The 25,588-nt window shown below is 53.9% G+C and carries 22 protein-coding genes; 12 read left to right on the forward strand and 10 right to left on the reverse strand.

The genetic code is table 11. From position 1 onward, the window contains the following. Nucleotides 1–43: 43 nt before the first annotated feature. The 5 genes from RTM13_RS14365 to dapA all read right to left on the reverse strand — a co-directional run bounded on the left by RTM13_RS14365 (nt 44) and on the right by dapA (nt 5,836). On the reverse strand, nt 44–2,065 hold the full coding sequence (locus RTM13_RS14365) for a tRNA(Met) cytidine acetyltransferase TmcA (RefSeq protein WP_312212654.1): 2,022 nt from the start codon (nt 2,063–2,065) through the stop codon (nt 44–46). A 24-nt stretch (nt 2,066–2,089) separates the two neighbouring features. Beyond that, nucleotides 2,090–2,950, reverse strand: a complete 861-nt coding sequence (locus RTM13_RS14370; protein ID WP_103818898.1) for a neutral zinc metallopeptidase — start codon at nt 2,948–2,950, stop codon at nt 2,090–2,092. Nucleotides 2,951–3,078: 128 nt separating this feature from the next. Continuing rightward, nucleotides 3,079–3,792 carry a phosphoribosylaminoimidazolesuccinocarboxamide synthase gene (gene purC / locus RTM13_RS14375; protein WP_103818897.1) on the reverse strand — a complete coding sequence of 238 codons (714 nt, stop codon included), beginning with the start codon at nt 3,790–3,792 and terminating at the stop codon, nt 3,079–3,081. Between the two features lie 117 nt (nt 3,793–3,909). Further along, complete coding sequence (gene bamC / locus RTM13_RS14380; RefSeq protein ID WP_312212655.1) at nt 3,910–4,941, reverse strand: outer membrane protein assembly factor BamC; 1,032 nt, start codon at nt 4,939–4,941, stop codon at nt 3,910–3,912. A gap of 16 nt (nt 4,942–4,957) precedes the next feature. Then, nucleotides 4,958–5,836, reverse strand: coding sequence for a 4-hydroxy-tetrahydrodipicolinate synthase (gene dapA, locus RTM13_RS14385; RefSeq protein ID WP_312212656.1), 879 nt, complete (start codon nt 5,834–5,836; stop codon nt 4,958–4,960). Nucleotides 5,837–5,993: 157 nt separating this feature from the next. Between dapA and RTM13_RS14390 the strand changes: the two genes are divergently transcribed. After that, nucleotides 5,994–6,566, forward strand: a complete 573-nt coding sequence (locus tag RTM13_RS14390) for a glycine cleavage system transcriptional repressor (protein WP_312212657.1) — start codon at nt 5,994–5,996, stop codon at nt 6,564–6,566. Further along, complete coding sequence (gene bcp, locus RTM13_RS14395; RefSeq protein WP_312212658.1) at nt 6,566–7,036, forward strand: thioredoxin-dependent thiol peroxidase; 471 nt, start codon at nt 6,566–6,568, stop codon at nt 7,034–7,036. Before RTM13_RS14390 ends, bcp begins: the two co-directional genes overlap by 1 nt. Nucleotides 7,037–7,117: 81 nt before the next feature. On the opposite strand, the gene RTM13_RS14400 is transcribed toward bcp, so the two are convergent. Next, nucleotides 7,118–8,179, reverse strand: coding sequence for an AI-2E family transporter (locus RTM13_RS14400; RefSeq protein ID WP_312212659.1), 1,062 nt, complete (start codon nt 8,177–8,179; stop codon nt 7,118–7,120). A 151-nt stretch (nt 8,180–8,330) separates the two neighbouring features. Between RTM13_RS14400 and bepA the strand changes: the two genes are divergently transcribed. Together bepA and arsC are read left to right on the forward strand one after the other, a co-directional pair. Beyond that, on the forward strand, nt 8,331–9,794 hold the full coding sequence (bepA, locus tag RTM13_RS14405; RefSeq protein ID WP_312212660.1) for a beta-barrel assembly-enhancing protease: 1,464 nt from the start codon (nt 8,331–8,333) through the stop codon (nt 9,792–9,794). Between the two features lie 12 nt (nt 9,795–9,806). After that, the gene (gene arsC / locus RTM13_RS14410) at nt 9,807–10,163 is read left to right on the forward strand and encodes an arsenate reductase (glutaredoxin) (RefSeq protein ID WP_312212661.1); all 357 of its coding nucleotides are present in this window, start codon (nt 9,807–9,809) and stop codon (nt 10,161–10,163) included. 30 nt (nt 10,164–10,193) lie between these two features. On the opposite strand, the gene RTM13_RS14415 is transcribed toward arsC, so the two are convergent. The 3 genes from RTM13_RS14415 to upp all read right to left on the reverse strand — a co-directional run bounded on the left by RTM13_RS14415 (nt 10,194) and on the right by upp (nt 13,003). Next, entirely contained in the window at nt 10,194–10,895 is a 702-nt protein-coding gene (locus RTM13_RS14415; RefSeq protein WP_312212811.1) for a DnaA inactivator Hda, read from the reverse strand. Nucleotides 10,896–10,989: 94 nt separating this feature from the next. Further along, nucleotides 10,990–12,279 carry a uracil permease gene (gene uraA, locus RTM13_RS14420; protein WP_312212662.1) on the reverse strand — a complete coding sequence of 430 codons (1,290 nt, stop codon included), beginning with the start codon at nt 12,277–12,279 and terminating at the stop codon, nt 10,990–10,992. 97 nt (nt 12,280–12,376) lie between these two features. Continuing rightward, entirely contained in the window at nt 12,377–13,003 is a 627-nt protein-coding gene (gene upp / locus RTM13_RS14425; protein ID WP_103818887.1) for a uracil phosphoribosyltransferase, read from the reverse strand. A gap of 226 nt (nt 13,004–13,229) precedes the next feature. On the opposite strand from upp, the gene purM reads away from it, so the two are divergent. The 4 genes from purM (at nt 13,230) to ppx (ending at nt 18,673) form a co-directional block, all read left to right on the forward strand. Beyond that, nucleotides 13,230–14,267 (forward strand): phosphoribosylformylglycinamidine cyclo-ligase, encoded by a 1,038-nt coding sequence (gene purM / locus RTM13_RS14430; protein WP_222888474.1) that lies wholly within the window; start codon nt 13,230–13,232, stop codon nt 14,265–14,267. Further along, nucleotides 14,264–14,902: a phosphoribosylglycinamide formyltransferase gene (gene purN, locus RTM13_RS14435; RefSeq protein ID WP_312212663.1), complete on the forward strand. Its 639-nt coding sequence runs from the start codon at nt 14,264–14,266 to the stop codon at nt 14,900–14,902. The genes purM and purN overlap by 4 nt, the downstream gene beginning before the upstream one ends. 165 nt (nt 14,903–15,067) lie before the next feature. Continuing rightward, nucleotides 15,068–17,128 carry a polyphosphate kinase 1 gene (ppk1, locus tag RTM13_RS14440; protein ID WP_312212664.1) on the forward strand — a complete coding sequence of 687 codons (2,061 nt, stop codon included), beginning with the start codon at nt 15,068–15,070 and terminating at the stop codon, nt 17,126–17,128. Between the two features lie 3 nt (nt 17,129–17,131). Then, nucleotides 17,132–18,673, forward strand: a complete 1,542-nt coding sequence (ppx, locus tag RTM13_RS14445; protein ID WP_312212665.1) for an exopolyphosphatase — start codon at nt 17,132–17,134, stop codon at nt 18,671–18,673. Nucleotides 18,674–18,699: 26 nt separating this feature from the next. Here ppx and RTM13_RS14450 read toward each other — a convergent pair whose 3' ends face one another. Continuing rightward, nucleotides 18,700–20,943 carry an EAL domain-containing protein gene (locus tag RTM13_RS14450; RefSeq protein WP_312212666.1) on the reverse strand — a complete coding sequence of 748 codons (2,244 nt, stop codon included), beginning with the start codon at nt 20,941–20,943 and terminating at the stop codon, nt 18,700–18,702. 350 nt (nt 20,944–21,293) lie between these two features. Here RTM13_RS14450 and RTM13_RS14455 point away from each other — a divergent pair, with 350 nt between their 5' ends. The 4 genes from RTM13_RS14455 (at nt 21,294) to RTM13_RS14470 (ending at nt 24,913) form a co-directional block, all read left to right on the forward strand. Further along, a complete protein-coding gene (locus RTM13_RS14455; RefSeq protein ID WP_312212667.1) occupies nt 21,294–21,488 on the forward strand; it encodes a YfgG family protein in 195 nt (64 codons plus the stop codon). Between the two features lie 466 nt (nt 21,489–21,954). Further along, nucleotides 21,955–23,046 carry a hypothetical protein gene (locus RTM13_RS14460; RefSeq protein ID WP_312212668.1) on the forward strand — a complete coding sequence of 364 codons (1,092 nt, stop codon included), beginning with the start codon at nt 21,955–21,957 and terminating at the stop codon, nt 23,044–23,046. Beyond that, nucleotides 23,043–24,278: a hypothetical protein gene (locus tag RTM13_RS14465; RefSeq protein ID WP_312212669.1), complete on the forward strand. Its 1,236-nt coding sequence runs from the start codon at nt 23,043–23,045 to the stop codon at nt 24,276–24,278. The genes RTM13_RS14460 and RTM13_RS14465 overlap by 4 nt, the downstream gene beginning before the upstream one ends. Next, nucleotides 24,275–24,913, forward strand: coding sequence for a hypothetical protein (locus tag RTM13_RS14470; RefSeq protein ID WP_312212670.1), 639 nt, complete (start codon nt 24,275–24,277; stop codon nt 24,911–24,913). The genes RTM13_RS14465 and RTM13_RS14470 overlap by 4 nt, the downstream gene beginning before the upstream one ends. Nucleotides 24,914–25,588: the final 675 nt, after the last annotated feature.

Consider the following 25,588-nt stretch of genomic DNA (forward strand, 5'->3'; position numbering starts at 1 on the left):
CCGTGCATCGGCGATGACCATGCCATTTAACTGAATGAGATTGTTAAAAAAATTGTAGGCTGGCAATCTGCTGCTGGCTCTGTGCTACCCGGTCTCTGTCCAGAGAGGTCAGCGCCGCTGCCGTCTCGTTTCGCTGAGCGGCCAGCAGCGCCTTGCGTCCGGCCAGCCGTAGACGCTGGCAGGCCTCTGCCTCACTGAGACCCTGCTCCAGCTGGCTGCGCAGCGCGGTCAGTGGCAGGTCGCTATGGTTCAGCAGACGGCTGAGCGCGCCGGTGGCCGCTGAGAGCGGACGATGGGCAAAGGCAAAACCGGCCAGCTCGAGCCAGTCATCACTATTAAGGGTAGTCGGCTCTCCCGGCGGCAGGGGTAACTTTTCAGCACGCCAGGGGGCCAGCCAGGGCAGATCCCTCGCCAGCCTGCGCTGCTCCGTTGCTACCAATACCTCTGCCGCAGAGGTGAGCGGCAAGATAGCCATTGTCGTGTAGCAGCCGCTGCTGGCCTCGCGATAGCTGCCCAGCCGCACCAGCTGAAAGCCACAGCGCTGCCAGAACCGCCACAGCTCCCGGGTATAGCCAAAGCTTACTGAAAGATAGTCGCAGCCCGCGCTGTGGGCATGCGCCTCGGCGATCAGCCGCTGGCCAATGCCCTCCCGCTGGCGTGAAGGATGGACGGCAATACGGCTGATACGACGCCCCGCCAGCGTGGCTGCCAGCGGGCTAGCACCGTGTGCCGCCAGCGACTGGGCGACAAGATTGCCACGCGGCCGCCGGAAGCCCGCCCACACCGCCTGGCTCAGCTCGGGTGAGAGTCCCCCCTCCTCTACCAGCCACAGCGCGGCAATGGGTTGCTCACCGGCCAGCGCCTGCCAGAAACGCTGGCCCGGCGCATCCATCATCCGCCGCAGATCGAGAGGCGACGTCCGGTAGTGGGCGCTGGTTAGCAGGCGGTAGAGCGCGGCGGGCTGCTCAGGCGACGTCAGCCACGCATCCTGGGTCAGGGGAGAGATCCGGTATTGAACGTTGGACTCAGAAAACGGGAGGGCATCATCAAACAGCAACAGGTCGCTGATGAAGGCCTCAAGCGGGCAGCCGCTGGCCCAGCGCAGCGGCGTACTGAGGCTATTGTGTCGCAAGCGATCCAGCCCGGCACAGAGCTTCAGCAAGAAACCCTGCCCTGTACCTTCGTAGCCCTGCACGGTGGTGGTGAGCAGAGCCCGGCTGAATCCGGCGATCAGCTGACGCAGCAGCGGGCCAGGGATAGCCGCCGCCTCATCCACAATCAGCCAGTCAGGACGATCCGCATCTCCCTCAGCCAGCCGCTGGAGCAGCGCATCCGGCGGGACAAAGTCCACCGCCTCCCCGGCAAACTGTGCCAGCACGTCGGTAGCTGCCCGGCCAGGTGCCGTTACAATGGCCTTACCCTGCAAATGACGAAGGTGCATTCCCGCCAGCGCCGACTTGCCGCGTCCACGCGGGGCGGTGACCACCATCACGCCAGGCGACATAGAATTTAACTCTGTGAGGATCGCGGCCTGCTCACGCTCCGGCGCACCGCTGGTCGGGTGCCACGCTGGACGCGGCGCAAAGTCAGGAAGCGTGAGCGGTTGCCCCTGCTGCCAGAGTAAGGCTTCGCCGTGCGCATGCAGCGTGCGGCAAAAGTGATTGATAAAGCGTGGAGTGGCGATAGGCTGAGCGGTATCGCTCCAGCGGCAGGCATCGGCATCGGGGGTCTGCGCCCAGCGGGAGAGCGCAGGAGTGAGTAGGATCAGCCAGCCTCCCGCCCGCAGCGTACCGCTGAGCGCCGCAAAGGCGGCAACGTCAAAACCCCGGCGGGCATCGAAGACGGCATGGCTGAACTCACGGCCCAGCAGCGTAGTTAACGCCCGAGGATGGCAGTAGTGTGCCGCCTGGGATGCATCCTGCTCTTCGCCCACCCACAGCGCCCCCTGGTTAACAATCAGGGCGGCGGCCTGCTGTTGGCACCACGTTTCTTCCCCGCTGACTACCAGCAGGCGACGAATGCCCTCGTGCGCCATCTGCGTGCTAAGGGCGGTCAAACGCTCCATGTCACTCTTCCCGCAATTGAAGCCTTACAGATTTTTGCCAAAGGTATTGCACTGGGCAACGTCGCCCGTGTCAAAGCCGCGTTTAAACCAGGTATAACGCTGCTCAGAGGTGCCGTGGGTAAAGCTATCCGGTACTACACGGCCCTGACTCTGCTGCTGAAGACGATCGTCCCCGATCGCTTCGGCGGCATTTAGCCCCTCCTGCAGATCGCCCTCCTCCATGACGCCCTGCTGCTGCATGCTGCGGCCCCAGACGCCAGCGAAGCAGTCGGCCTGCAGCTCCATCATCACCGACAAGCGATTCACCTCAACCTGGGAGGCGTTTTGCTGCAGCTGGCGCACTTTCGGTTCGATGCCCAGCAGCTTCTGCACGTGGTGCCCCACCTCATGAGCAATCACGTAGCCCTGAGCAAAGTCGCCTGCTGCGCCGAGCTTGCTCTTCATCTCATCGTAGAAAGAGAGATCGATATAGACTTTGCCGTCCGCCGGGCAGTAGAACGGCCCCATGACCGACTGGCCAGTCCCACAGCCGGTCTGGGTATAGTTACGGTACATCACCAGCGTAGGCTGCTGGTAGGTACGGCCCATCTTCTCAAACAGCTGGGTCCATGTCTCTTCAGTGGTAGCAAAAATGACGCGGGTAAACTTCGCCGCCTCATTCTCCTGCGGGGTAGCAACCTGCTGGGTACCCGGCTGGGAAATAGGCTGGCCGGTAAGCAGGCCGGTGAGATCCACACCATAGTAGCCGCCAATCACCACAATTATCAGGAGAATAATCCCGCCCTTGCCTCGGGGTAAACGCAGACCACGGCCACCCAGCGGGCTGCCTGATTCGCTACGTCTGTCCTCAACGTTATTACTTTCGCGACGCCCTTGCCAACGCATAATCACCTCAGAAATATTTTAATAATATGATTGATCGTAGGCGGTTAAGAGCAGGATTACCATAAGAAAGGTGCTGTAACAGGCCGGAGGAGTGGGGAACGCCTCCGGCTAATACTTTTGCGTTGAAACTAGTCCAGTTTCACACCGAGACGGTGAGCGACGGCTTCATAGGCTTCGATCACGCCGCCAAGGCTCTGGCGGAAACGGTCTTTATCCATTTTATCCATGGTCTCTTTGTCCCACAGGCGGCTGCCGTCCGGGGAGAACTCATCGCCCAGCACCACTTCGCCGTTAAACAGGCCAAACTCCAGCTTGAAGTCCACGAGGATCAGACCGGCATCGTCAAACAGTTTGGTCAGCACGTCGTTGGCCTTGTAGGTCAGCTCTTTCATGCGCGCCAGGTTCTTCTGATTCACCCAACCGAAGGTTTCGCAGTAGGAGTCATTGACCATCGGATCGTGCATTTCATCGTTTTTCAGGAACAGATCGAACAGAGGCGGATTCAGGATCATTCCCTCTTCAATACCCAGACGCTTCACCAGCGAGCCTGCCGCGCGGTTACGGATAACGCACTCTACCGGAACCATCTCGAGCTTCTTCACCAGGCATTCGGTATCGGAGAGCAGCTGCTCCATCTGTGTTGGGATGCCCGCCTCTTCCAGCTTGCTCATAATGAAGTGGTTGAACTTGTTGTTCACCATGCCCTTACGATCGAACTGTTCAATGCGCGCGCCATCCCCTGCTGACGTATCATTGCGGAATTCGAGCACCAACAGGTCCGGGTTTTCCGTACTGTATACGGTCTTCGCTTTGCCACGATACAACTCAGCTTGCTTTTGCATCTTTGTTACTCCAGGTTCCAGGTGTGATGATTTGAGAACTAATTGCGGCCATTATCCGCTACGCACACGTTTGCGTCTACCCTGATAAAAAAGGCCGGAGCAATCCGGCCTGATTATTTACTGGAATGCCGCTTCGAAAACGGCCACCAGCGCGTCGTTTTGCGACTGGGTAAGGGTGTGCCCTTTCGGATCGATAAACTGCAGGCTGCTGCGGTTATCGAGGTCGCCTACCTGCAGCTTATAGTCGCCAGAGGTGAGGCCCGGATCGCGCGCGCCAAGTGCCTGCCAGTCGCTATCAGAGAGCGGCTTGTAGGTTACCGCCATGCTGCCGGTTGAGCGCGTGGAGTCGGTCACCTTCATACCCACCTTCTCAAGCGTGGCGGGCAGGCGCTGCCAGACCACGTTGAACGGCCCACGGACCACCAGCATCGGCAGACCGGTATCGTCGGCACCGCTCTGTACGTCGAGGGTAGCAGCGGAGCGGTTCTGCGCAGCGTTCTGTGCCGCAGAGGCGGTTTTATCCAGCCCGGCGGAGATGACGTTCAGCATTTCAGTGCTGTAGCGCTGCAGCGAGGCGGTATCGGCCACCGGCTTGCCAGCCTGCTCCAGATTCACCAGCTTCACGACAACCGCCTGCTGATAGCCCTGCGGTTTTACCGAGATTTGATAACGGCCACGGTACTGCTGATCTTCATCGAGGCGATTCCAGTCAACCCAACCGGTGGTCAGGGTCTGCGCGGCGTCGTCGCGTTTATCAATCGCGTAGTTGTTGCCCTGAACGATGCTTACCACCTGTGGCCACAGCGTACTGCGGTTGCCGTTCTCCACCAGCAGCGTTGCGGTATCACCGGTAAACTGGGTGCGGGCACCCGTCACCAGCGCCAGCGGCTGGGCCGGAGGGCGGATATCCAGCGCTTTACCGACGGCACCGCTGCCGTTGGTTACTGGAATGTTGTAGTCACCGTTCTGCACCGGCAGGATCATGCCAGCAGGCGCATGAAGTTCACCAAGCGGCGCGGCATCCAGGTAGGATTCATCACCGCTAACCTGGCGCTTATAGCGCGAGTCCGAACTACAGGCAGCGAGCAGCATAACAAGCGAAACACCCGCTACCTTCACCAGGCGCGACTTCTGTACTGAGTAAGCCATCAAATCTCCCTAAACTTTACAGCAAACCGGCGTGCTTAAGCGCAGCGGTAACAGCCTCACGACCGTGGTCGGTAATCGGCGTCATCGGCAGACGCAGCGTGTCGGTCGCCACAAGCCCCAATGCCTTGCATGCCCATTTCACCGGGATAGGATTGGGTTCGACAAATAGTTTGTTGTGTAACGGCATCAGACGCTGGTTAATCACCCGCGCTTCGCTAAAGTGCCCCTCAGCGGCCAGACGGCACATTTCGGCCATGTCGCGTGCGGCCACGTTGGAGGTCACGGAGATCACGCCGTGACCGCCAAGCTGCATGAAATCCAGCCCGGTGGCATCGTCGCCGCTTAAGAGACCAAAGTCATCTGAAACCAGCTCTTTGATCTGATGAACGCGACTTAAGTTCCCGGTAGCCTCTTTGATTGCGACAATATTGTTCACTTTCGCCAGACGGCCCACGGTTTCAGGCAGCATATCGCAACCGGTACGCGAAGGTACATTATACAGAATTTGCGGCAGATCAGTGTGTTCCGCGATGGCTTTAAAGTGCTGGAACAGCCCTTCCTGCGTTGGACGGTTGTAGTAAGGCGTGACCGTCAGGCAGCCTACCACGCCGCTGTCGTTGAAGCGCTGAGTCAGGCTAATTGCCTCAGCGGTGGCGTTTGCGCCCGTGCCTGCAATAACCGGGATGCGCCCGTCGGCCAGCTCAAGAGTCAGCATGACGACGTCACCATGTTCCTCATGGCTCAGCGTGGCGGACTCACCGGTAGTCCCTACCGATACAATCGCCGAGGTTCCGCTGGCGACATGATAATCAATCAGTTTCTTCAGGCTTGACCGGCAGACATTACCTTTCTCATCCATCGGTGTAACAAGCGCGACAATACTTCCCGTGAACATGGGCCATCCTCTGTGCAAACAAGATTCTCAATGGTACGTTTGGTGCTGTAATAAAAGCAAGCGACGCGAGGCGTTCCGGCGGTTGTATGCCGGTTTTTTTTATGCTTTCCTTAGGATTACCGAAACAGTTAGCGAAGCATCTACAGGAAGAACAGGTTTGACCCCTTCATCACAACATTATCTGGTTATCACCGCGCTAGGTGTCGACAGGCCTGGTATCGTCAACACGATCACCCGTCACGTGAGCAGTTGCGGCTGCAATATTGAAGATAGCCGGCTGGCGATGCTCGGGGAAGAGTTCACCTTTATCATGCTGCTTTCCGGTTCCTGGAACGCCATTACCCTGATTGAATCCACGCTGCCGCTGAAGGGCGCAGAGCTGGATCTGCTGATCGTCATGAAACGCACCACCGCCCGGCCCGGCGCGGCCCTGCCCGCCACGGTGTGGGTGCAGGTTGAAGTCGCGGACTCCCCGCACCTGATTGAGCGCTTCACCGCCCTGTTCGATGCCCACCAGATGAATATTGCCGAACTGGTCTCTCGCACCCAGCCCGCCCAGGCTGACGCGGCCGCCCAGCTCTTTATTCAAATCACCGCCCATAGCCCGGCGCTGGAAGATGCGGCAAAAATTGAACAAGCTTTCAAAGTACTATGTACAGAATTAAATGCGCAGGGCAGTATAAATGTCGTCAACTATTCCCAGAACGATGAACAGGATGGAGTGAAGTGATGAATCCACTGAAAGCCGGTGATACCGCACCGAAATTTAGCTTGCCGGATCAAGACGGAGAACAAGTTAATTTGGCCGACTTCCAGGGACAGCGTGTATTGGTCTATTTCTACCCGAAAGCCATGACCCCAGGCTGTACCGTCCAGGCCTGCGGCCTACGCGATAACATGGATGACCTGAAGAAAATTGGTGTGGAGGTGCTGGGCATCAGCACCGACAAGCCGGAAAAGCTCTCCCGCTTTGCTGAAAAAGAGCTGCTGAACTTTACGCTGCTGTCCGATGAAGACCATCAGGTCTGTGAGCAGTTTGGCGTCTGGGGTGAGAAGACGTTTATGGGCAAAACCTACGACGGCATTCACCGCATCAGCTTCTTGATTGGCCCTGACGGGGTCGTTGAACACGTGTTTAACGATTTTAAAACCAGTAACCACCACGACATCGTGCTTGGCTGGTTGCAGGAAAACGCGTAATTCCCGCCCGGCGGCGCTACGCTTGCACGAGCCTACGATTAAGTAGGCCGGGTAAGCGCAGCGCCACCCGGCAATGGCACTCTATTCGTCTACCACCGGCACATCCGGCCAGGCATGCACCACGGCCTTGATCAGCGTGGCGAGCGGGATCGCAAAGAACACCCCCCAGAAGCCCCAAAGCCCACCGAAAATCACCACCGACAGAATAATCACCAGCGGATGCAGGTTCACCGCCTCCGAGAAGAGCACCGGCACCAGCAGGTTGCCGTCCAGTCCCTGAATGATCAGGTAGACTGCAAAGCAGCTCCAGAACTCCGTTCCCAGACCAAACTGAAACAGCGCTACGCCGATCACCGGTAGGGTCACCACAAACGCGCCGATGTAGGGGATGAGCACCGAGAAGCCCACCAGCACTGCCAGCAGCAGCGAGTAGTTGAGGCCAAAGAGAACAAAGCCAATCCACGTCGCTACGCCGACGACGATCATCTCCAGCACTTTGCCGCGAATATAGTTGGTGATCTGCTGGTTCATCTCCTCCCATACCTGGCCTGCCAGGCCACGGTTGCGAGGCAGAATACGGCGCACGGCGTTGAGCATCTGCTCTTTGTCCTTCACCAGGAAAAAGACCATCAGCGGAACCAGTACCAGATAGACCGCCAGGGTCAGCAGCCCCACCAGCGAGGCGACAGAGTACTTCACCACCGAATCACCTAAACTTTGCATGCGGGCGCGCATGTTTTCCGCCATGGCATCGATAATGCCCGCGTCCATCAGCGCCGGATAGCGCTCCGGCAGCCTGGCTGCAAAATCAGAGAGCTTATTAAGCATGCCGGGCATGTCATGAATCAGGTTGATCCCCTGCTGCCAGGCGACGGGCATCACCACGAAGGCCATCAACAGCAGGATGCCGACAAACAGCACCAGCACGATGCTGGCGGCGACGGTGCGCGAGCAGCCGATGCGCTCCAGTCGGGCGGTAGGCCACTCCAGCAGGTAGGCCAATACGATGGCGACCAGCAGCGGGGCTAATAACCCGCTAAAAAAGAACAGGATACTAAACCCTGCCAGCAGAATGACCAGCAGCGCAATCGCCTCCGGATCGCTAAAGCGACGGCGATACCACTGCATTAACATTTCGAGCATAACTTACCTTACCTGTAGGTCCCTGGGGGGTTTTCCGGAGGAATTGTATCGAAGTGAAACAAAAAAGACTTCGCTTTTCGACGCTGCCACAGGAAACTAGCGCATCAATTGATTAAGATGTTCATCACGCTCGCCACACAGGATTGAGGTTATGTTCAGGACGTTGAGAAAAACTCTGATTGCCACCCTGATTGCTACCCTGACGCTGGGCCAGGCCGCGCCAGCCTTTGCTGATTCAGCGGATACTCTGCCGGATATGGGCACCTCGGCGGGCAGTACGCTGTCGATCGCCCAGGAGCTGCAGATGGGTGACTACTACGTTCGCCAGCTGCGTGGCAGCGCACCGCTGATTAACGATCCCCTGTTGGTGCAGTACGTTAATGGCTTAGGGATGCGCCTTGTCGCCCACGCCAACTCGGTGCGCACGCCGTTCCACTTCTACTTAATCAATAACGACGAAATCAACGCCTTCGCCTTCTTTGGCGGAAACGTGGTGCTACACTCGGCCCTCTTCCGCTACGCCGATAACGAGAGCCAGCTTGCCTCGGTGATGGCGCACGAAATCTCCCACGTCACCCAGCGCCACCTTGCGCGGGCGATGGAGGATCAGAAAAACAGCGCGCCGCTGACCTGGGCGGGGGCGTTAGGCTCTATTCTGCTGGCGATGGCCAGCCCGCAGGCGGGGATGGCAGCCCTGACCGGTACCCTGGCGGGCACGCGTCAGGGGATGATCTCCTTTACCCAGCAGAACGAGCAGGAGGCGGACCGCATCGGCATTCAGGTGCTACAGCGCTCGGGGTTCGATCCGCAGGCGATGCCAACCTTCCTCGAAAAGCTGCTGGATCAGGCCCGCTACTCCTCACGGCCACCGGAGATCTTACTCACCCACCCGCTGCCGGAGAGCCGTCTCTCTGACACCCGCAACCGCGCCAACCAGATGCGGCCGGTGGTGGTTCAGTCATCAGAAGATTTTTACCTGGCGAAGGCACGTACGCTGGGGATGTATAACAGCGGGCGTAACCAGCTTACCAACGATCTGCTGGATGCCTGGGCCAGGGGCAACGTGCGCGAGCAGCGCGCCGCTCAGTATGGCCGGGCATTGCAGGCGATGGAGGGCGCTAACTACCCCACCGCCAGCCAGGCGTTGCAGCCGCTGCTGAGTGCAGAGCCGGGCAACAGCTGGTATCTCGATTTAGCGACCGATATCGATCTCGGGCAGAAGAAGTTTGATCAGGCGATTAATCGGCTGAAAAATGCCCCGAGGCTAAAAACCGACCCGGTGTTGCAGCTCAACCTGGCCAACGCCTATTTGCAGAGCGGCCAGGCAAGCGAGGCAGAGAAGATCCTCAACCGCTACACCTTTAACTATAAAGATGATACCAACGGCTGGGAGCTGCTGGCCCAGACCGAGGGGACGCTCGGCAACCGCGATCAGGAGCTGGCTGCCCGCGCCGAAGGCCTCGCGCTCAACGGTCAGCTGGATCAGGCCATTACCCTGCTGGGCAGCGCCAGCGCACAGGTGAAGCTGGGCAGCATGCAGCAGGCACGCTATGACGCCCGCATCGATCAGCTGCGGCAGATGCAGGAACGCTTTAAGCCCTATACCAAGATGTAATCAGGAGAATGTATGTCCGACGCGGTCACTATCTACCATAACCCTCGCTGCTCGAAGAGCCGTGAGACGCTGAGTCTGCTGAAATCCAACGGCGTCGAGCCGCAGGTAGTGCTCTATCTGGAGACGCCACCGGATGCGGCCACGCTACGCGACCTGGTGCAGATGCTCAATTTAAGCAGCGCCCGGGATCTGATGCGCCAGAAAGAGGAACTTTACCGCACGCTCAACCTGGCGGACAGCGGTCTTTCGGAAGAGGCGTTAATTCAGGCGATGGTAGAGAACCCGAAGCTTATTGAGCGCCCTGTCGTGGTGAAGCAAGGCCAGGCGCGTATTGGCCGGCCACCGGAACAGGTGTTAGAGCTTCTGTAGGCCGGATAAGCGTAGCGCCATCCGGCGATTTCAGAGCTTCAGGATCTCCTTCACAAACGGGATCGTCAGCTTACGCTGGGCGGTAATCGAGGCGCGGTCCAGCTGGTCCAGGGTCTCAAACAGGGTACGCATCTCGCGATCCAGCCTTTTTAGCAGAAAACGGCACACGTCCTCCGGCAGCTCGAAGCCACGCTGGCGGGCGCGCAGCTGCAACGCCAGCAGCTTATCCTCATCCGACAGCGGCTGAAGCCGGTAGATCTGCCCCCAGTCGAGGCGCGAGGCGAGATCCGCCAGGTGCAGATTGAGCTGGCGCGGCGGGCGATCGCCGGTGATCAGCAGGCGCGTGCGGCCTGATTCCAGAATGCGGTTGTAGAGATTGAAGATCGCCATCTCCCATGGCTCATCCCCGGCGATACACTCAATATTGTCGATGCAGACCAGCGAAAGCTGCTCCATACCGTCCAGCACCTCCGGCACGAACCAGGTACGCTTATCGAGTGGCACATAGCCGACGGCGTCGCCGCGTGCAGATAGCTCGGCACAGGCGGCATGCAGCAGATGGCTGCGCCCTGCACCTTCCCGCGACCAGAAGTAGATGTATCCGCTATGATCCTGACGCAGCACGTTTTGCACAGCCGCCAACAGAGAGGGGTTATCACCCGGCCAGAAACTGGCAAAGGTTTCATCGTCGGGAAGATAGAGTGGCAGAGAGAGCTGCGCCGGTGCGTTCAGAGATACCTCAACAGGGCTTACGTTAAACGCAGCGAGTTTAACACAAAACGATGCGCGGTTTGAACCGGGCGCGATGCCCGGTTCAATTTCCGGATTAGTGCTGGGTGACGTCGTCCTCTTTGGCGTCAATCACCTCTTCTTCCGGACGCAGGACGCTGATGAGTTTGAAGATCAGCGCCAGGCCGATGCCGACGATGGTCGCCAGCGCCATGCCCTTCAGCTCTGCTGCACCAATGTGCACCTTCGCCCCGCTGACGCCGATGATCAGGATCACCGAGGTGAGGATCAGGTTCTGCGCTTTGCTGTAGTCCACTTTGGACTCAATCAGCACGCGAATACCAGACGCGCCGATCACGCCGTAGAGCAGCAGCGACACGCCGCCCATGACCGGAACCGGAATGATCTGGATAGCCGCCGCCAGCTTGCCGACGCAGGAGAGCAGAATGGCAATGATCGCTGCCCCGCCGATCACCCAGGTGCTGTAGACGCGGGTAATCGCCATCACGCCGATGTTCTCGCCGTAGGTAGTGTTCGGCGTAGAGCCGAAGAAGCCGGAGATGATGGTAGAGAAGCCGTTGGCAAACATCGAGCGGTGCAGGCCCGGATCGCGGATCAGGTCGCGCTTGACGATATTGGCCGTGACCACCAGATGACCAACGTGCTCGGCGATGACTACCAGCGCGGCAGGCAGGATGGTAAAGATGGCGAACCACTCAAAGCGCGGGGTGTAGAAGGTGGGCAGAGCAAACCAGTGCGCCTGGGCAATCGGGGTGGTATCCACCACGCCCATCGCGAACGACAGCGCATAGCCCGCCAGCACGCCGATCAGGATCGGGATAATTGCCAGGAACCCACGGAACAGCACCGAGCCAAATACGGTGACCGCCAGCGTCACCAGAGAGATGATCACCGTTTTGCTGTCCGCTGCCTGCCCTTCCGCCGGCAGCAGGCCGGCCATGTTAGCCGCCACGCCCGCCAGCTCCAGGCCAATAACGGCCACGATCGCGCCCATCGCCGCTGGAGGGAACATCACGTCCAGCCAGCCGGTGCCCGCTTTCTTAACGATAAACGAGACCAGGCAGAACAGCACGCCGCACATAATAAAACCGCCGAGCGCAACCTCGTAACCGAGCGGCAGCAGAAGCAGCACCGGGGAGATAAACGCAAAGCTTGAACCCAGATAGGCAGGAATTTTACCTTTACAGATAAAGAGATAGAGCAGCGTACCGATGCCGTTAAACAGCAGTACGGTAGCCGGGTTAATGTGAAACAGGATTGGCACCAGCACGGTTGCGCCAAACATGGCGAACAGGTGCTGCAAACTAAGCGGGATTGTCTGTAAAAGCGGCGGTCTTTCACTCACCCCGATAGCACGGCGCGTCATAGTGTTTTCCTCTGAGTTGTGTTTTGTATAAGGCGAACTGCGTCTTTTATTCAAAAAAAAGCCGACTATCAAAGTCGGCTCTTTTTCATTTATTCAATTACTTGGTACCAAAAATCTTGTCGCCGGCATCGCCGAGACCAGGAATAATGTACCCGTGCTCGTTAAGGCCCTGATCGACCGATGCGGTATAGAGTTCGATATCCGGATGCGCCTTCTCCAGCGCGGCCACGCCTTCCGGAGCAGCAACCAGCACCAGCACCTTGATGCTGGTGCAGCCCGCTTTTTTCAGCAGGTCGATGGTGGCGATCATTGAGCCACCGGTTGCCAGCATCGGGTCAACCACCAGCGCCATACGCTCATCGATGTTCGATACCAGCTTCTGGAAGTAAGGTACCGGCTCCAGGGTTGTTTCGTCGCGGTAGACGCCGACCACGCTGATGCGTGCGCTCGGGACGTGCTCCAGCACCCCTTCCATCATGCCCAGACCGGCGCGCAGGATCGGCACCACGGTAATTTTTTTACCTTTGATCTGCTCTACTTCCACCGGGCCGTTCCAGCCCTCAATGGTCACCTTCTCGGTTTCCAGATCGGCGGTCGCTTCATAGGTCAGCAGGCTGCCTACTTCAGAGGCGAGTTCACGAAAGCGTTTGGTGCTGATGTCATGCTCACGCATCAGTCCCAGCTTGTGTTTGACGAGTGGGTGTTTCACTTCCACGATCTTCATACTCTTCTCCTTCCCCAGACAGTTGGCAGCCACAAAAAAAATCGCCGGATTATACCGCTTTTTTTCCGTTGCGCTATAGGTAGAGGGTTGATCCCGATCAATCAGATTGAAAATCAGTATATCGCAACGATCTCTGAGAGCCATGAATAATGGACTCGCAAACGTTTGCCTTGACTGTTAGAATTGCGCCGAATTTTATTTCTATCGCCATGTGGGGATCCAAGCAGTGACCGATAAAACCTCTCTCAGCTACAAAGATGCCGGTGTTGATATTGACGCAGGTAATGCACTGGTTGACCGAATCAAAGGCGTAGTGAAGAAAACCCGCCGCCCGGAAGTGATGGGTGGACTGGGTGGCTTCGGTGCGCTGTGCGCGCTGCCGCAAAAATATCGTGAGCCGGTGCTGGTTTCCGGTACTGACGGCGTGGGCACCAAGCTGCGCCTGGCGATGGACCTCAAGCGTCATGACGCTATCGGCATCGATCTGGTGGCCATGTGCGTGAACGATCTGGTGGTTCAGGGCGCTGAGCCGCTCTTCTTCCTCGACTACTACGCCACCGGCAAGCTGGACGTCGACACCGCTGCCAGCGTGATCGGCGGTATCGCGGAAGGGTGCCTGCAGTCCGGCTGTGCGCTGGTGGGCGGCGAAACCGCTGAGATGCCAGGCATGTACCATGGCGAAGACTATGACGTCGCGGGCTTCTGCGTGGGCGTGGTTGAGAAATCGGAAATCATTGACGGCTCCAAGGTCACCGACGGCGACGTGCTGATCGCCCTTGGCTCCAGCGGCCCGCACTCTAACGGCTACTCGCTGGTGCGCAAAATCGTTGAGGTGAGCGGCTGCGATCCAGAAACGACCCAGCTCGACGGTAAATCGCTGGCGGATCACCTCCTGGCCCCGACCCGCATCTACGTGAAAAACATTCTTGAGCTGATTGCCAATGTTGACGTGCATGCCATCGCGCACCTCACCGGCGGCGGCTTCTGGGAGAACATTCCGCGCGTGCTGCCGGACAACACCCAGGCCGTGATCGACGAATCCAGCTGGCAGTGGCCATCTGTCTTCAACTGGCTACAGCAGGCAGGCAACGTCAGCCAGCATGAGATGTACCGCACCTTTAACTGCGGCGTCGGCATGGTCATCGCCCTCTCTGCCCAGGATGCAGATAAAGCGATCGAACTGATGAATGCCAAAGGTGAAAAGGCATGGAAAATCGGTATGATTAAAGCCTCTGATTCCAGCGAGCGCGTGGTCATCGAATGAAAAACATAGTGGTGCTAATTTCCGGTAACGGAAGCAATTTGCAGGCAATTATTGACGCCTGCACGCAGAAGAGAATTAACGCCACTATCCGTGCGGTATTCAGTAACAAGGTCGACGCGTTCGGCCTGCAACGCGCGCGTGAGGCCGAGATTGCGGCCCACGCCATCACGGCTGACCAGTTTGCCAGCCGTGAAGCGTTTGACCGTGAGCTGATGATGGAGATCGACGCCTACGCCCCGGATCTGGTGGTGCTGGCGGGCTATATGCGCATTCTCAGCCCCGAGTTTGTCGCCCACTATCAGGGACGCCTGCTGAACATTCACCCCTCCCTGCTGCCGAAATACCCTGGCCTGCATACCCACCGTCAGGCGCTGGCCAACGGCGACGAAGAGCACGGCACCTCCGTGCATTTCGTGACCGACGAGCTGGACGGCGGGCCGGTGATCCTGCAAGCCAAAGTGCCGGTATTCCCCGGCGACAGCGAAGAGGACGTGACCGATCGCGTCCAGACCCAGGAGCATGCGATCTACCCGCTAGTGGTCAGCTGGTTTATTGATGGTCGTCTGGCGATGCGCGACGGTGCCGCGTGGCTCGATGGCGTCCAGCTCCCCCCGCAAGGACACGCTGCCGAGTAGACCCTCTATTGCCGGACAGCCTGCACCGTCCGGCAATAAACGCTGCATTATCAGATTACTGTCATACTTATCTGTCACAATTGGACAAGCTGTGGTAATTCTCACCATAATAAAGGCTGAGATGGATTTGCCACGTCCCGAGATTGAACCGGAGTGTGAGTTGTAATGGGTCAGGAAAAGCTATACATCGAAAAAGAATTAAGCTGGTTAGCGTTTAACGAACGCGTGCTTCAGGAAGCTGCCGACAAGAGTAACCCTCTTATTGAGCGAATGCGTTTCCTGGGCATCTACTCCAACAACCTTGATGAGTTCTACAAGGTGCGCTTTGCTGAGCTAAAGCGCCGGATCATCATCAGCGAAGAGCAAGGCTCCAACGCCCACTCCCGACACCTGCTCGGTAAGATCCAGACCCGCGTACTGAAAGCCGACCAGGAGTTCAACGGTCTGTACAACGACCTGCTGCTGGAGATGGCCCGCAACCAGATCTTCTTGATCAACGAACGCCAGCTCTCCGAGAACCAGCAAACCTGGCTGCGCCACTACTTCAAACACTATCTGCGCCAGCACATTACGCCGATCCTCATCAACCGCGAAACCGACCTGGTGCAGTTCCTGAAGGATGACTACACCTATCTGGCAGTAGAGATCATTCGTGGGGAGACCATTCGCTACGCGCTGCTGGAGATCCCGTCGGATAAGGTGCCGCGCTTCGTCAACCTGCCGCCGGAGACGCCGCGTCGCCGTAAGCCGATGATCCTGCTGGATAACATCCTGCGTTACTGCCTGGATGATATCTTCTACGGTTTCTTTGACTACGATGCGCTGAATGCCTACTCGATGAAGATGACCCGTGACGCCGAGTACGACCTGGTGCACGAGATGGAGTCGAGCCTGATGGAGCTGATGTCGTCCAGCCTCAAGCAACGCCTCACCGCTGAGCCGGTGCGCTTTGTCTACCAGCGCGATATGCCGGACGCGATGGTTGAGATGCTGCGCGAGAAGCTGACTATTTCGCGCTATGACTCTATCGTACCGGGCGGCCGCTACCACAACTTTAAAGACTTCATCAACTTCCCGAACGTAGGCAAAGCCAACCTGGTGAACAAGCCGCTGCCGCGCCTGCGCCATGTCTGGTTCGATAACTTCCGCAACGGCTTCGACGCCATTCGCGAGCGGGACGTACTGCTCTACTATCCGTACCACACCTTTGAGCACGTGCTGGAGCTATTGCGCCAGGCCTCGTTCGACCCTAACGTGCTGGCGATCAAGATCAACATCTACCGCGTGGCGAAAGATTCACGCATCATCGATGCGATGATCCACGCCGCGCACAACGGCAAGAAAGTGACCGTGGTGGTGGAACTCCAGGCGCGCTTCGATGAAGAGGCCAACATTCACTGGGCCAAGCGCCTGACGGAGGCCGGGGCGCACGTCATCTTCTCCGCGCCGGGGCTGAAAATTCACGCCAAGCTGTTCCTCATCTCACGTAAAGAGAACGATGAGGTGGTGCGCTACGCCCATATCGGTACCGGTAACTTTAACGAGAAAACGGCCCGCCTCTATACCGACTACTCCCTGCTCACCGCCGACGCACGCATCACTAATGAAGTGCGCCGGGTGTTTAACTTTATCGAGAACCCCTACCGGCCGGTACACTTCGAGTACCTGCTGGTGTCGCCACAAAACTCGCGCCGTCTGCTGTATGACATGATCGACCGTGAAATTGCTAATGCGCAAAACGGCCAGCCGTCAGGGATCACCCTGAAGCTCAACAACCTGGTGGACAAAGGTCTGGTGGACCGGCTCTATGCCGCATCCGGCTCCGGCGTGCCGGTTAACCTGCTGATACGTGGCATGTGTTCGCTCATCCCGGAGCTGGAAGGTTTGAGCGACAATATCCGGGTGATTAGCATCGTGGACCGCTATCTGGAGCACGATCGCATCTATATTTTCGAAAACGGCGGCGATAAGCAGGTTTACCTCTCGTCTGCCGACTGGATGACGCGTAATATTGATTACCGTATTGAGGTTGCGGCCCCGTTGCTCGATCCGCGCCTTAAGCAACGCGTGCTGGATATCATTGAGCTTCTGCTCAGCGACACCGTAAAAGCACGGTATATCGACAAGGAATTGAGTAATCGCTATGTGCAACGGGGCAACCGCCGCAAGGTTCGCGCGCAGCTGGCGATTTACGACTACATCAAATCACTCGAACAACCAGACTAATCTATGCCGATAAATGACAATACCCCACGGCCGCAGGAGTTTGCTGCGGTCGATCTCGGTTCGAACAGTTTCCACATGGTCATTGCCCGCGTGGTAGATGGTGCCATGCAGATCATTGGCCGCCTGAAGCAGCGCGTGCACCTGGCCGATGGCCTGGATGAGAACAGCGTTCTGAGCGAAGAGGCGATTGAGCGCGGGCTGAGCTGTCTGTCGCTGTTTGCCGAACGTCTGCAGGGATTCGACCCGGCTAACGTCTGCATTGTCGGGACGCACACCCTGCGCCAGGCCGCCAACGCCGCTGACTTCCTCAAGCGTGCAGAGCAGGTCATCCCCTACCCGATAGAGATCATCTCCGGCAACGAAGAGGCCCGGCTGATCTTTATGGGCGTTGAGCACACGCAGCCGGAAAAAGGCCGCAAGCTGGTGATTGATATCGGCGGTGGCTCTACGGAGCTGGTGATCGGTGAAGATTTCCAGCCTATCCTGGTTGAGAGCCGCCGTATGGGCTGCGTCAGCTTCGCGCAAACCTACTTCCCGGGCCGCACCATCAACCGGGAAAACTTCCACCGTGCACGCATGGCGGCGGTGCAGAAGCTGGAGAGCCTCACCTGGCAGTATCGCATTCAGGGCTGGAACGTGGCGCTGGGCGCGTCGGGCAGCATCAAGGCTGCCCATGAAGTGCTGCTGGCAATGGGCGAGAAAGATGGTTTCATCACTCCCGAGCGGCTGGATAAGCTGGTCGCCGAGGTGCTGAAGCACACCAGCTTTGACACCCTCAACCTGCCAGGGCTGTCCGACGATCGCAAAGCGGTCTTCGTGCCTGGCCTGGCAATTCTCTGCGGCGTATTTGACGCGCTGGCCATTCGCGAGCTGCGTCTCTCCGACGGTGCGCTGCGTGAAGGGGTGCTGTACGAGATGGAGGGTCGCTTCCGCCATCAGGATATCCGCAGCCGCACGGCGCAGAGCCTGGCCAACCAGTACAACATCGATCGGGAGCAGGCCCGTCGCGTCCTGGAGACGACGACCCATATGTACGCGCAGTGGGAGGCGCAGAATCCGAAGCTGGCTAATCCGCAGCTGGCTGCCCTGCTGAAGTGGGCGGCGATGCTGCACGAGGTCGGGCTGAACATCAACCACAGCGGAATGCACCGCCACTCGGCCTATATCCTGCAGAACAGCGATCTGCCAGGCTTTAACCAGGAGCAGCAGTCAATGATGGCTACCCTGGTGCGCTTCCACCGTAAAGGGATCAAGCTCGACGACCTGCCGCGCTTTACCCTGTTCAAGAAAAAGCAGTTTCTGCCGCTGATCCAGCTCCTGCGCCTCGGCGTGCTGCTGAACAATCAGCGCCAGGCGACCACTACCCCGCCGACCCTGCGTCTGACCACCGACGATAACCACTGGACCCTCAGCTTCCCCCGCGACTGGTTCACCCAAAACGCGCTGGTGCTGCTGGACCTGGAGAAGGAGCAGGATTACTGGGGCGCGGTCACCGGCTGGCTGCTGAAGATTGAAGAGGAGCACTCCTCGGGCGTCGCGGCCTGATCCGCTCCGCCCTGCCCCTCTGACGCTCAGGCACGCTTTGGCAGTGCCTGGGCATCACCCGCCAGCGCCTCAAGCGGCGCGGGTTTGCCAATCAGGAACCCTTGCAGATAGTCGATCCCCAGCGAAACGGCAGCGCTGCGCACCTCCTCGCTTTCGACATACTCCGCTACCACCTGCATCTTTTTCATCCGCGCCAGGTGACAGATAGAGGCCACGATCTGATAGTCGAGGCTGTTTGAAGTCAGGTTGCGGATAAAGCTGCCGTCGATCTTCAGGATGTCAGCGTTAACATTTTTCAGCCGCGCATAGCTGGCATAGCCGGTACCAAAATCGTCGATGGCCACCCGGCACCCCATCTGCTGGAGCTGGCCCAGGGTCTGTTTCGCCTGGTTAATATTGGTCAGCGAATTGCTCTCGGTCACCTCAAAAATAAGCTGCCAGGCCTCGATGTCGTAGCGCTCAAGCAGCTTTGCGACCTCCCGGGCGAAGTTGCTCCGGCAGACGGAGGTCGGCGACAGGTTAATGGAAAAACGTGCCCCAGGCTCTGTTTCGCGATAGTGCGCCATAAAGCGCAGAGTATGCTCGATAACCCACAGGTCGATACGCGATGCGAGACCAAACTCATGGGCCACCGGCAGGAACGCATCCGGGCCGATAAGCTCGCCGTCGTCGTTGGGCATCCGCAACAAGATCTCGTGGTAATCGTCGCCGCGTACGCCAGCGATCGGCTGGGCCATCAGGCGGAACCGATCCTCTTCCAGCGCCTGTTGCAGGCGGTTCATCATCTCCACCTTACCTTTCAGGCTGCGTTGCAGATTTACCGACCCGCGATGCTGGAGGCTCTCCGGGCTGTGGGTCTCAAGAGAGAGATCCGCCGCGGTGCTCAGCTCCCCAAGCAGTAGATAGAGATGCGCCACCGGCGAGCGCACGTAGCAGTAGCTCATCCCCACCTGCGGCTGGAGCGGCATGCCATCCCAGGCAAAGCGAAACTGTTTGATCAGCGTATCCAGCTCGGCGATGCGCTGCGCATGGGATTCGGTATTCAACCGGATCACTATGTCATACCCCGACAGATGGTAGACGCACTCATTATGATGCAGGCTCTGCTTCAACCACTCCGACAGCATCTGCTTGTACTGAATACGCAGCATCACGCCGTAGTGCCGTCCCAGCAGCTCCAGATCGGGGATGCGTAAAAAGCAGAGCACCGACCAGGGGGCATCCGCCAGCGCGCGGTTAAGCGCCCGCAGGTTGGGCATATTGAGCACCGGATCGAGCCATGCCAGGCGGCTAGCCCGCTCGTGCATCACCCGCTGGCGCGTTGCCAGCATCGACATCCAGGTGATGATAAACGAGAACACCAGGTAGCTGGCTGTAAGGATCGTCAATTGGATATCGTAGCGCGGCGAAACGGGCGTATAGCGGTAGAAATAGTGAATGCTTACCATCAGGAACGGTGTCCAGACGATAGACATAAAGCGGTAGCCATAGCGCATCGATCCCCACAGCATCACCGGTAACAGGAGCGCCAGCGTATAGTTGGTGCTAAAGAGGCTGGGACTTTCATCCCACGGCGAGAGCATCAGCATCATCAGCAGCGCGATGACGGCAAACCAGGCGGCTACCTCCAGTCGGGACACTTTTGGGTCAAAATCCTGACGCAGGCGGGAGAGGTATCCCTTCAGGTGGCGTGGATGGTGGATCACCCTGATCAGCAGATAGCAGAACGGCGTGCCGGTCAGGCCGCTGACCAGCAGCGCCTGATAGTTGATCAGCGTGCGCAGGCTGAACGGGTTCACCCCGGTCAGAGCCTGATAGTCTTCATACAGGCCAAACCAGGTGATGGTATGAAAGATCAGCAGAAACAGGGAGGCCGGGCAGAAGACCTGCCAGAACATGCGCTGTGCGGTGAGCTGCGCATCGCCGTAGGAGACGTTGTGCCGCCGGGTGACGAAGACGCGATAGCCGCCCCAGCTCACCACGACAGGCACTACAAAATGGAGGATTTTGGTCAAGGTCTCCGGGGCGCTGGTCTCGGGATAGTAGTGCCATGCCAGGGAGAGAACAATGCCGGGCAGCGCCGCCCAGCCATAGAAGAGCATCAGGCTCAGAAAGAGCGACAGCGGCAGATAGTAGAGCACCACGCTGCCATCAACGACCCAGGTAAAGGTATTAACCATGCGGGCCAGGGGCAGCAGCAGGAAAGGCAAGACGAGCGGCAGCGCCCACCATTTAGCTTTATAGAGAGTATAAATTTTCGTGTAGCTCATCGATGTTCAGTGTAAAACCCAGCGTCCTGAGGGGCGTATCAGGCAGGGTTCCAGGCTAACCATGAAGATTATAGAGTCGGTCAGACTGTGACATTTGTGAAGAGTTTAGTGCCGCAAAAACGACTGCGATTGACCAGGATCAAGCAACCGTATGCCTTTCAAAACATCGCACTCTCTTACCAGCGCAATTTTTTGAGAAAATTCATGCGCTTTATCATTATTTCATTATTATGGCTTTAGTAAATGCTTTCTTTGACGAAATTTTACATAACGGCCGATTGATCTGCGCTTCGCTCTGTGCATTAATACACCAATCGCCCGCCTGTCGGGTTAACCCTTAGGAACCTCTTGTGAGTCAGTCACACAGTATGCGAAAACGACAGCGATTTGACAGTCGCATGACCCGTATCGTATTGCTTATCAGCTTTATCTTCTTCTTTGGACGCTTCGTCTACTCCTCTATCGGTGCCTGGTATCATCATCAGGACAAAGCCCAGTCACAGCAGATTAGCCAGCCTATCGATACGACAGCGTCACAACGCTGACGGGGTTTGAACGCATATCGTGGTGAAGTGAGTTCCAGAAGGGATGAAGGTTCCAGTTGCTGGGGAATGCGGGTGCGCGTTGGTGCTGTGAGATAGGTTGCGAACAGCATATGCAGCTCGGTAGGGCTGCGATTGGGGCCTGCATGAATTATGCAAATTTGCCAAGTGCACCTTTAATGGGCATTCTACGATTCCGCTGCTGAAGCGGACTTATTATTGCAAAGGCTGGAGATCTGCAAAGTGCAAGCAACAAGTCTAGCATTAGAGAGAAATGCGTCCTAACAAGAAAGTTTAGATTTTTTAATACACAATAAAGCCATATCACATTTCAAAAAAGATAAAATTATTTGATATCAATAACTTAAAATATTTCAATAGGAAAAAATACTATTTTTTTGTGCAAAGTATGGAAATTTATTTATGATAATGTCAGTATTAAAAAATCAAAAATGAATGGGGTTTTTCCGTGGCTGAAACTAAGAATATTGATGCTGTTGCTGGATTAATTTCTAGTAAAATTTTTAGGGAATTAAAATGGGAGATGAACAAACATACGGATCTTAATTGGCCGTGCTGTATAGACTCACATCTCAAACATAACCAAACAGAAAAAACGCACCCTACGGATGTGGTTTTCTTTTATAAAGATCCATATAGTGACATATATCAATACATTCAAACAGATCTTAAGTCTTACTCCAAAAAAACAATAACAGATGCTCAATATGGTAAACTACAATCTACGATAAAGAGCTTAGCCCAACAGGTAGATTGTAGTGTTAGAAATCCTGAGTGGAAAAAAATATTCCTAAATGAGATAACTGAAAAATTTCAAGTTCATGGTATGCTTTTTATATATAATCATGACAATGAATATGATAAAGAATTACTTGATAAAATTTCAAACATTCTTAACTCAGATCTTAAATTCCCAAGTGATTCGTATCTTCTTATTCTAGATCCAATAACTATCAGATTTCTGTTAAGTATGGCTGAAGATATAGCTAAACGAAGAAATTATGAAGATTATTATGGACAGTTGACCGAAACTCTATGGGAGAAAATACCTGCGTGGGATAATTGTGGTTTCTTTTATCCTGACAAACATAATAAATTCGCTTCCAAAGACAGATTATTACCAGCAAGTTTAGAGATGATTACATCAGGAATGATCCTCTTTCATTACAGTCATGACTTTCTATATGACCAAAATGGTAATAAAGTCACAAAAAAAATATTAAATATATACTGGAAAGAAAATATAATTAAAGAGGAACAGTTTGTTTTTTTGATTGAGTATATATTTAACTATCAATTATTAAACCAATTTGATAAGATTTTTATAGTAACCCCTTTTAGTTCATCTTCTTCTATTTTTTTGAGAGATGCTATTACGACTTATTCCAATCTTTACTCATTCACCCTAGACAAATTGAATAGACTAAGAGATCAATTACATAACATATCAATTGATACCACAACCTCCAGTATATTTCCATTTAGAGTTATTAGCAAAGATATAAATAAAATTTGTGATTTCTCTGGAGAAACGAAATGAATAAATACCAAGCGACAATATTCTCTACTGATAGCGATATATATACTGCCCTACAGTCAAACAAAATTAAGCTGTCAGATAACTCCATCCGAGAAATTGCTTTTAATCGAGGGGTTCTGTTCTCATCAAATCTTGAAAGAGATATATTGATTGAAAAAATGTCTGAGCTTCCATTCTCTTATGCTCATGTAGTATCTATACAGGATCGATTAGCCACAAATACGAACCATGAAATTTATTCTATTTTACGTATTTATGAAGGCTTTGATGTTAATAACCTTTATGATATTGTAGAACACATTAAATCGGAAAGAAAAGATAGGCATAGAGAGGAGAGTATCACTCATAGTGGAGGCTTGGGCACATATACAATTGAAGTAATCTATACAGAATACGATTTTAGGCGAGGAAAATTTCAGCAAAAAAAACTAAATGGCGGAAAAATAAGCTTCATAAAATCTAAGAACTTCACATCGGTAAGATTTACTCACACAAAAAAAATTGCAAATATTTTAGGTGATATACTTAATTATTATAAAGTTAAGGTCCTGGATACAATTAACATACAGCATATCGATCTAGCACATATTTCAGATCAAACACTAAGAAATATGTTCGCCAAACATCTTTATGATTTTGACAATAGGTTTACAAATGATGGTTTTAACTACTTTGGTCTTGAGAAAGTTAGACTAAGCAGGATTAAAACTATTTTTGACGATGAAGCAGATGATTTAAATAGTGACCCTGCAGATTTCAGCACAGATACTGAAAGTGAAGAAGATGAAAACTCTCAGGGCATGATCAGCAAAAAAGAGGAAAATAAAAAGGATGAGCACAACAGAGTATTTAAACTAAATAATGCATCTTATGATGGACATTCTTTAGTTGATGCCAAGCAGATAGAAGAGTTGTGTAATGAGGGATTCTACAGAAGCTTCATAAGATGGAAATCCCGAGTCACTTTATTGACAAACAATCCAATTGTAACTTTTGAAATAGGATTTGAGGACAAGCATTTTTGTCGAGAGGTTAAAATAAGAATACTTTATAAGCAACACTCATATTCAGGAGATGATAAAGAAAAGATTGAACCTCATGAATTTGATTTGATTATAAAATCCTTAGAAGATAGAATATTTAATGCAAATGATTTAATTATTGAAGAATTGGCGAGAGTTACATCAGCACCAATCAAAATTATAAATAAAGAACCGGAGGCTGAAGAATGATAAAAGTCAAGGTCTTTCACACTGATGAATGCTTGCTAAGAGAATTAGCTCTTAGTAAAATTAACTCAAAAGGATTTAATGATGATGATGGGTTCGGGTTTATAATCCAAGATGATCATTACGATTATTGCAAAGTTCAATATATTGAAAAAAACACAATAGAAAGACAAATTGAAACACCACAAGGTGAATTAAGCTTAATCCAAGAAGTAACTTATTATAAATTTATTTTTATTCTTAGATATAACTCTAATAACTCGATAATATTCTTAACTCCTCCAAGAAATATAAAATACGCTTCGGACATTGTACGTAACCTTATTCCCGAAGGCTGTCATGTCAGCCAGTTAAAGTTAGATTTGAAAAATATAATTGAGAACATCAAACACATACACAAAGGCAAGCTCAAAAGCGCCACACTAAGTAATATTTTCTATGACACCCAAACTCAGGCTAAAACCAAAATAAACTCAACAGGTGATTTATATGATTTTTACTGTGAAAACTTCATGAATACAATTGCAAAAGTTGATAGTGCTATTTTTGATATTAATGGTAAGCTTTATGAGTTGACGGAGTCAGGTCGTATTAATTTCCAGAGCGATGATATTGAATCTTTATTCGACCTTGTCTGAAAAGTTTCCTGAAGGATTAGGTTGTTTGGATGTTTGAATTTTAGAAAGAAGTCTGAAGCATGCTTCGCTTTAGGCTTTTTTTCTTTTAATCAATGAATATTTGACTGCATAATAACCTTTATTCAGAGTGAAGAAGATAGATATTAAGTTGATTTTCTTACTTATTTTCATACACTATTTGCCAATCAAGGTAAGAACTTGCTGCTCTGGCATTTTTCTGGTTGGAAGCTATCTTAGGGCTATATGTGATAAGTATTCGTTGCAATGTTCAGCCCAACTAAAGGGTTGCCATTATCGTTTATCTGTCCAAAGTTAATACTAAAAAAGATGTCAAAGAGTAACCACAGATATAATGAGCGAGGCAGAGACATTAACACAGACTCTACACTAATTTGATTTCAGTGCAGCATTAAAATTGTCTGTCATCATTATTCAGCGAAGCATTGCTTTTTGACCTGAAACAAACAAAAAAATTACATTTATAAATAAAAAATCCGCTGTTTGCATAACCTGACCTTGAAATTTTCATTACTATAGTCTCCGAATAAGTGTGAAAACATGGTAAACCAATACGCAAAACATAAAAAACCCTCTGTAAAAACAGAGGGTTAATCTCTTCAAAGAGATCCGAATAACTACAACCTAGCTATTCATCATTCCCACTCAATTATTAAC

The sequence above is a fragment of the Pseudescherichia sp. genome (assembly GCF_031979925.1).
In the GTDB taxonomy this organism is placed as follows: Bacteria; Pseudomonadota; Gammaproteobacteria; order Enterobacterales; family Enterobacteriaceae; genus Pseudescherichia.

Coding starts and splice junctions, on each gene's coding strand:
- RTM13_RS14365 (WP_312212654.1), bottom strand. CDS start 2,065: ATGGAGCGTTTGACCGCCCTTAGCACGCAGATGGCGCACGAGGGCATT.
- RTM13_RS14370 (WP_103818898.1), bottom strand. CDS start 2,950: ATGCGTTGGCAAGGGCGTCGCGAAAGTAATAACGTTGAGGACAGACGT.
- purC (WP_103818897.1), bottom strand. CDS start 3,792: ATGCAAAAGCAAGCTGAGTTGTATCGTGGCAAAGCGAAGACCGTATAC.
- bamC (WP_312212655.1), bottom strand. CDS start 4,941: ATGGCTTACTCAGTACAGAAGTCGCGCCTGGTGAAGGTAGCGGGTGTT.
- dapA (WP_312212656.1), bottom strand. CDS start 5,836: ATGTTCACGGGAAGTATTGTCGCGCTTGTTACACCGATGGATGAGAAA.
- bcp (WP_312212658.1), top strand. CDS start 6,566: ATGAATCCACTGAAAGCCGGTGATACCGCACCGAAATTTAGCTTGCCG.
- RTM13_RS14400 (WP_312212659.1), bottom strand. CDS start 8,179: ATGCTCGAAATGTTAATGCAGTGGTATCGCCGTCGCTTTAGCGATCCG.
- bepA (WP_312212660.1), top strand. CDS start 8,331: ATGTTCAGGACGTTGAGAAAAACTCTGATTGCCACCCTGATTGCTACC.
- arsC (WP_312212661.1), top strand. CDS start 9,807: ATGTCCGACGCGGTCACTATCTACCATAACCCTCGCTGCTCGAAGAGC.
- uraA (WP_312212662.1), bottom strand. CDS start 12,279: ATGACGCGCCGTGCTATCGGGGTGAGTGAAAGACCGCCGCTTTTACAG.
- upp (WP_103818887.1), bottom strand. CDS start 13,003: ATGAAGATCGTGGAAGTGAAACACCCACTCGTCAAACACAAGCTGGGA.
- purN (WP_312212663.1), top strand. CDS start 14,264: ATGAAAAACATAGTGGTGCTAATTTCCGGTAACGGAAGCAATTTGCAG.
- ppk1 (WP_312212664.1), top strand. CDS start 15,068: ATGGGTCAGGAAAAGCTATACATCGAAAAAGAATTAAGCTGGTTAGCG.
- ppx (WP_312212665.1), top strand. CDS start 17,132: ATGCCGATAAATGACAATACCCCACGGCCGCAGGAGTTTGCTGCGGTC.
- RTM13_RS14450 (WP_312212666.1), bottom strand. CDS start 20,943: ATGAGCTACACGAAAATTTATACTCTCTATAAAGCTAAATGGTGGGCG.
- RTM13_RS14465 (WP_312212669.1), top strand. CDS start 23,043: ATGAATAAATACCAAGCGACAATATTCTCTACTGATAGCGATATATAT.
- RTM13_RS14470 (WP_312212670.1), top strand. CDS start 24,275: ATGATAAAAGTCAAGGTCTTTCACACTGATGAATGCTTGCTAAGAGAA.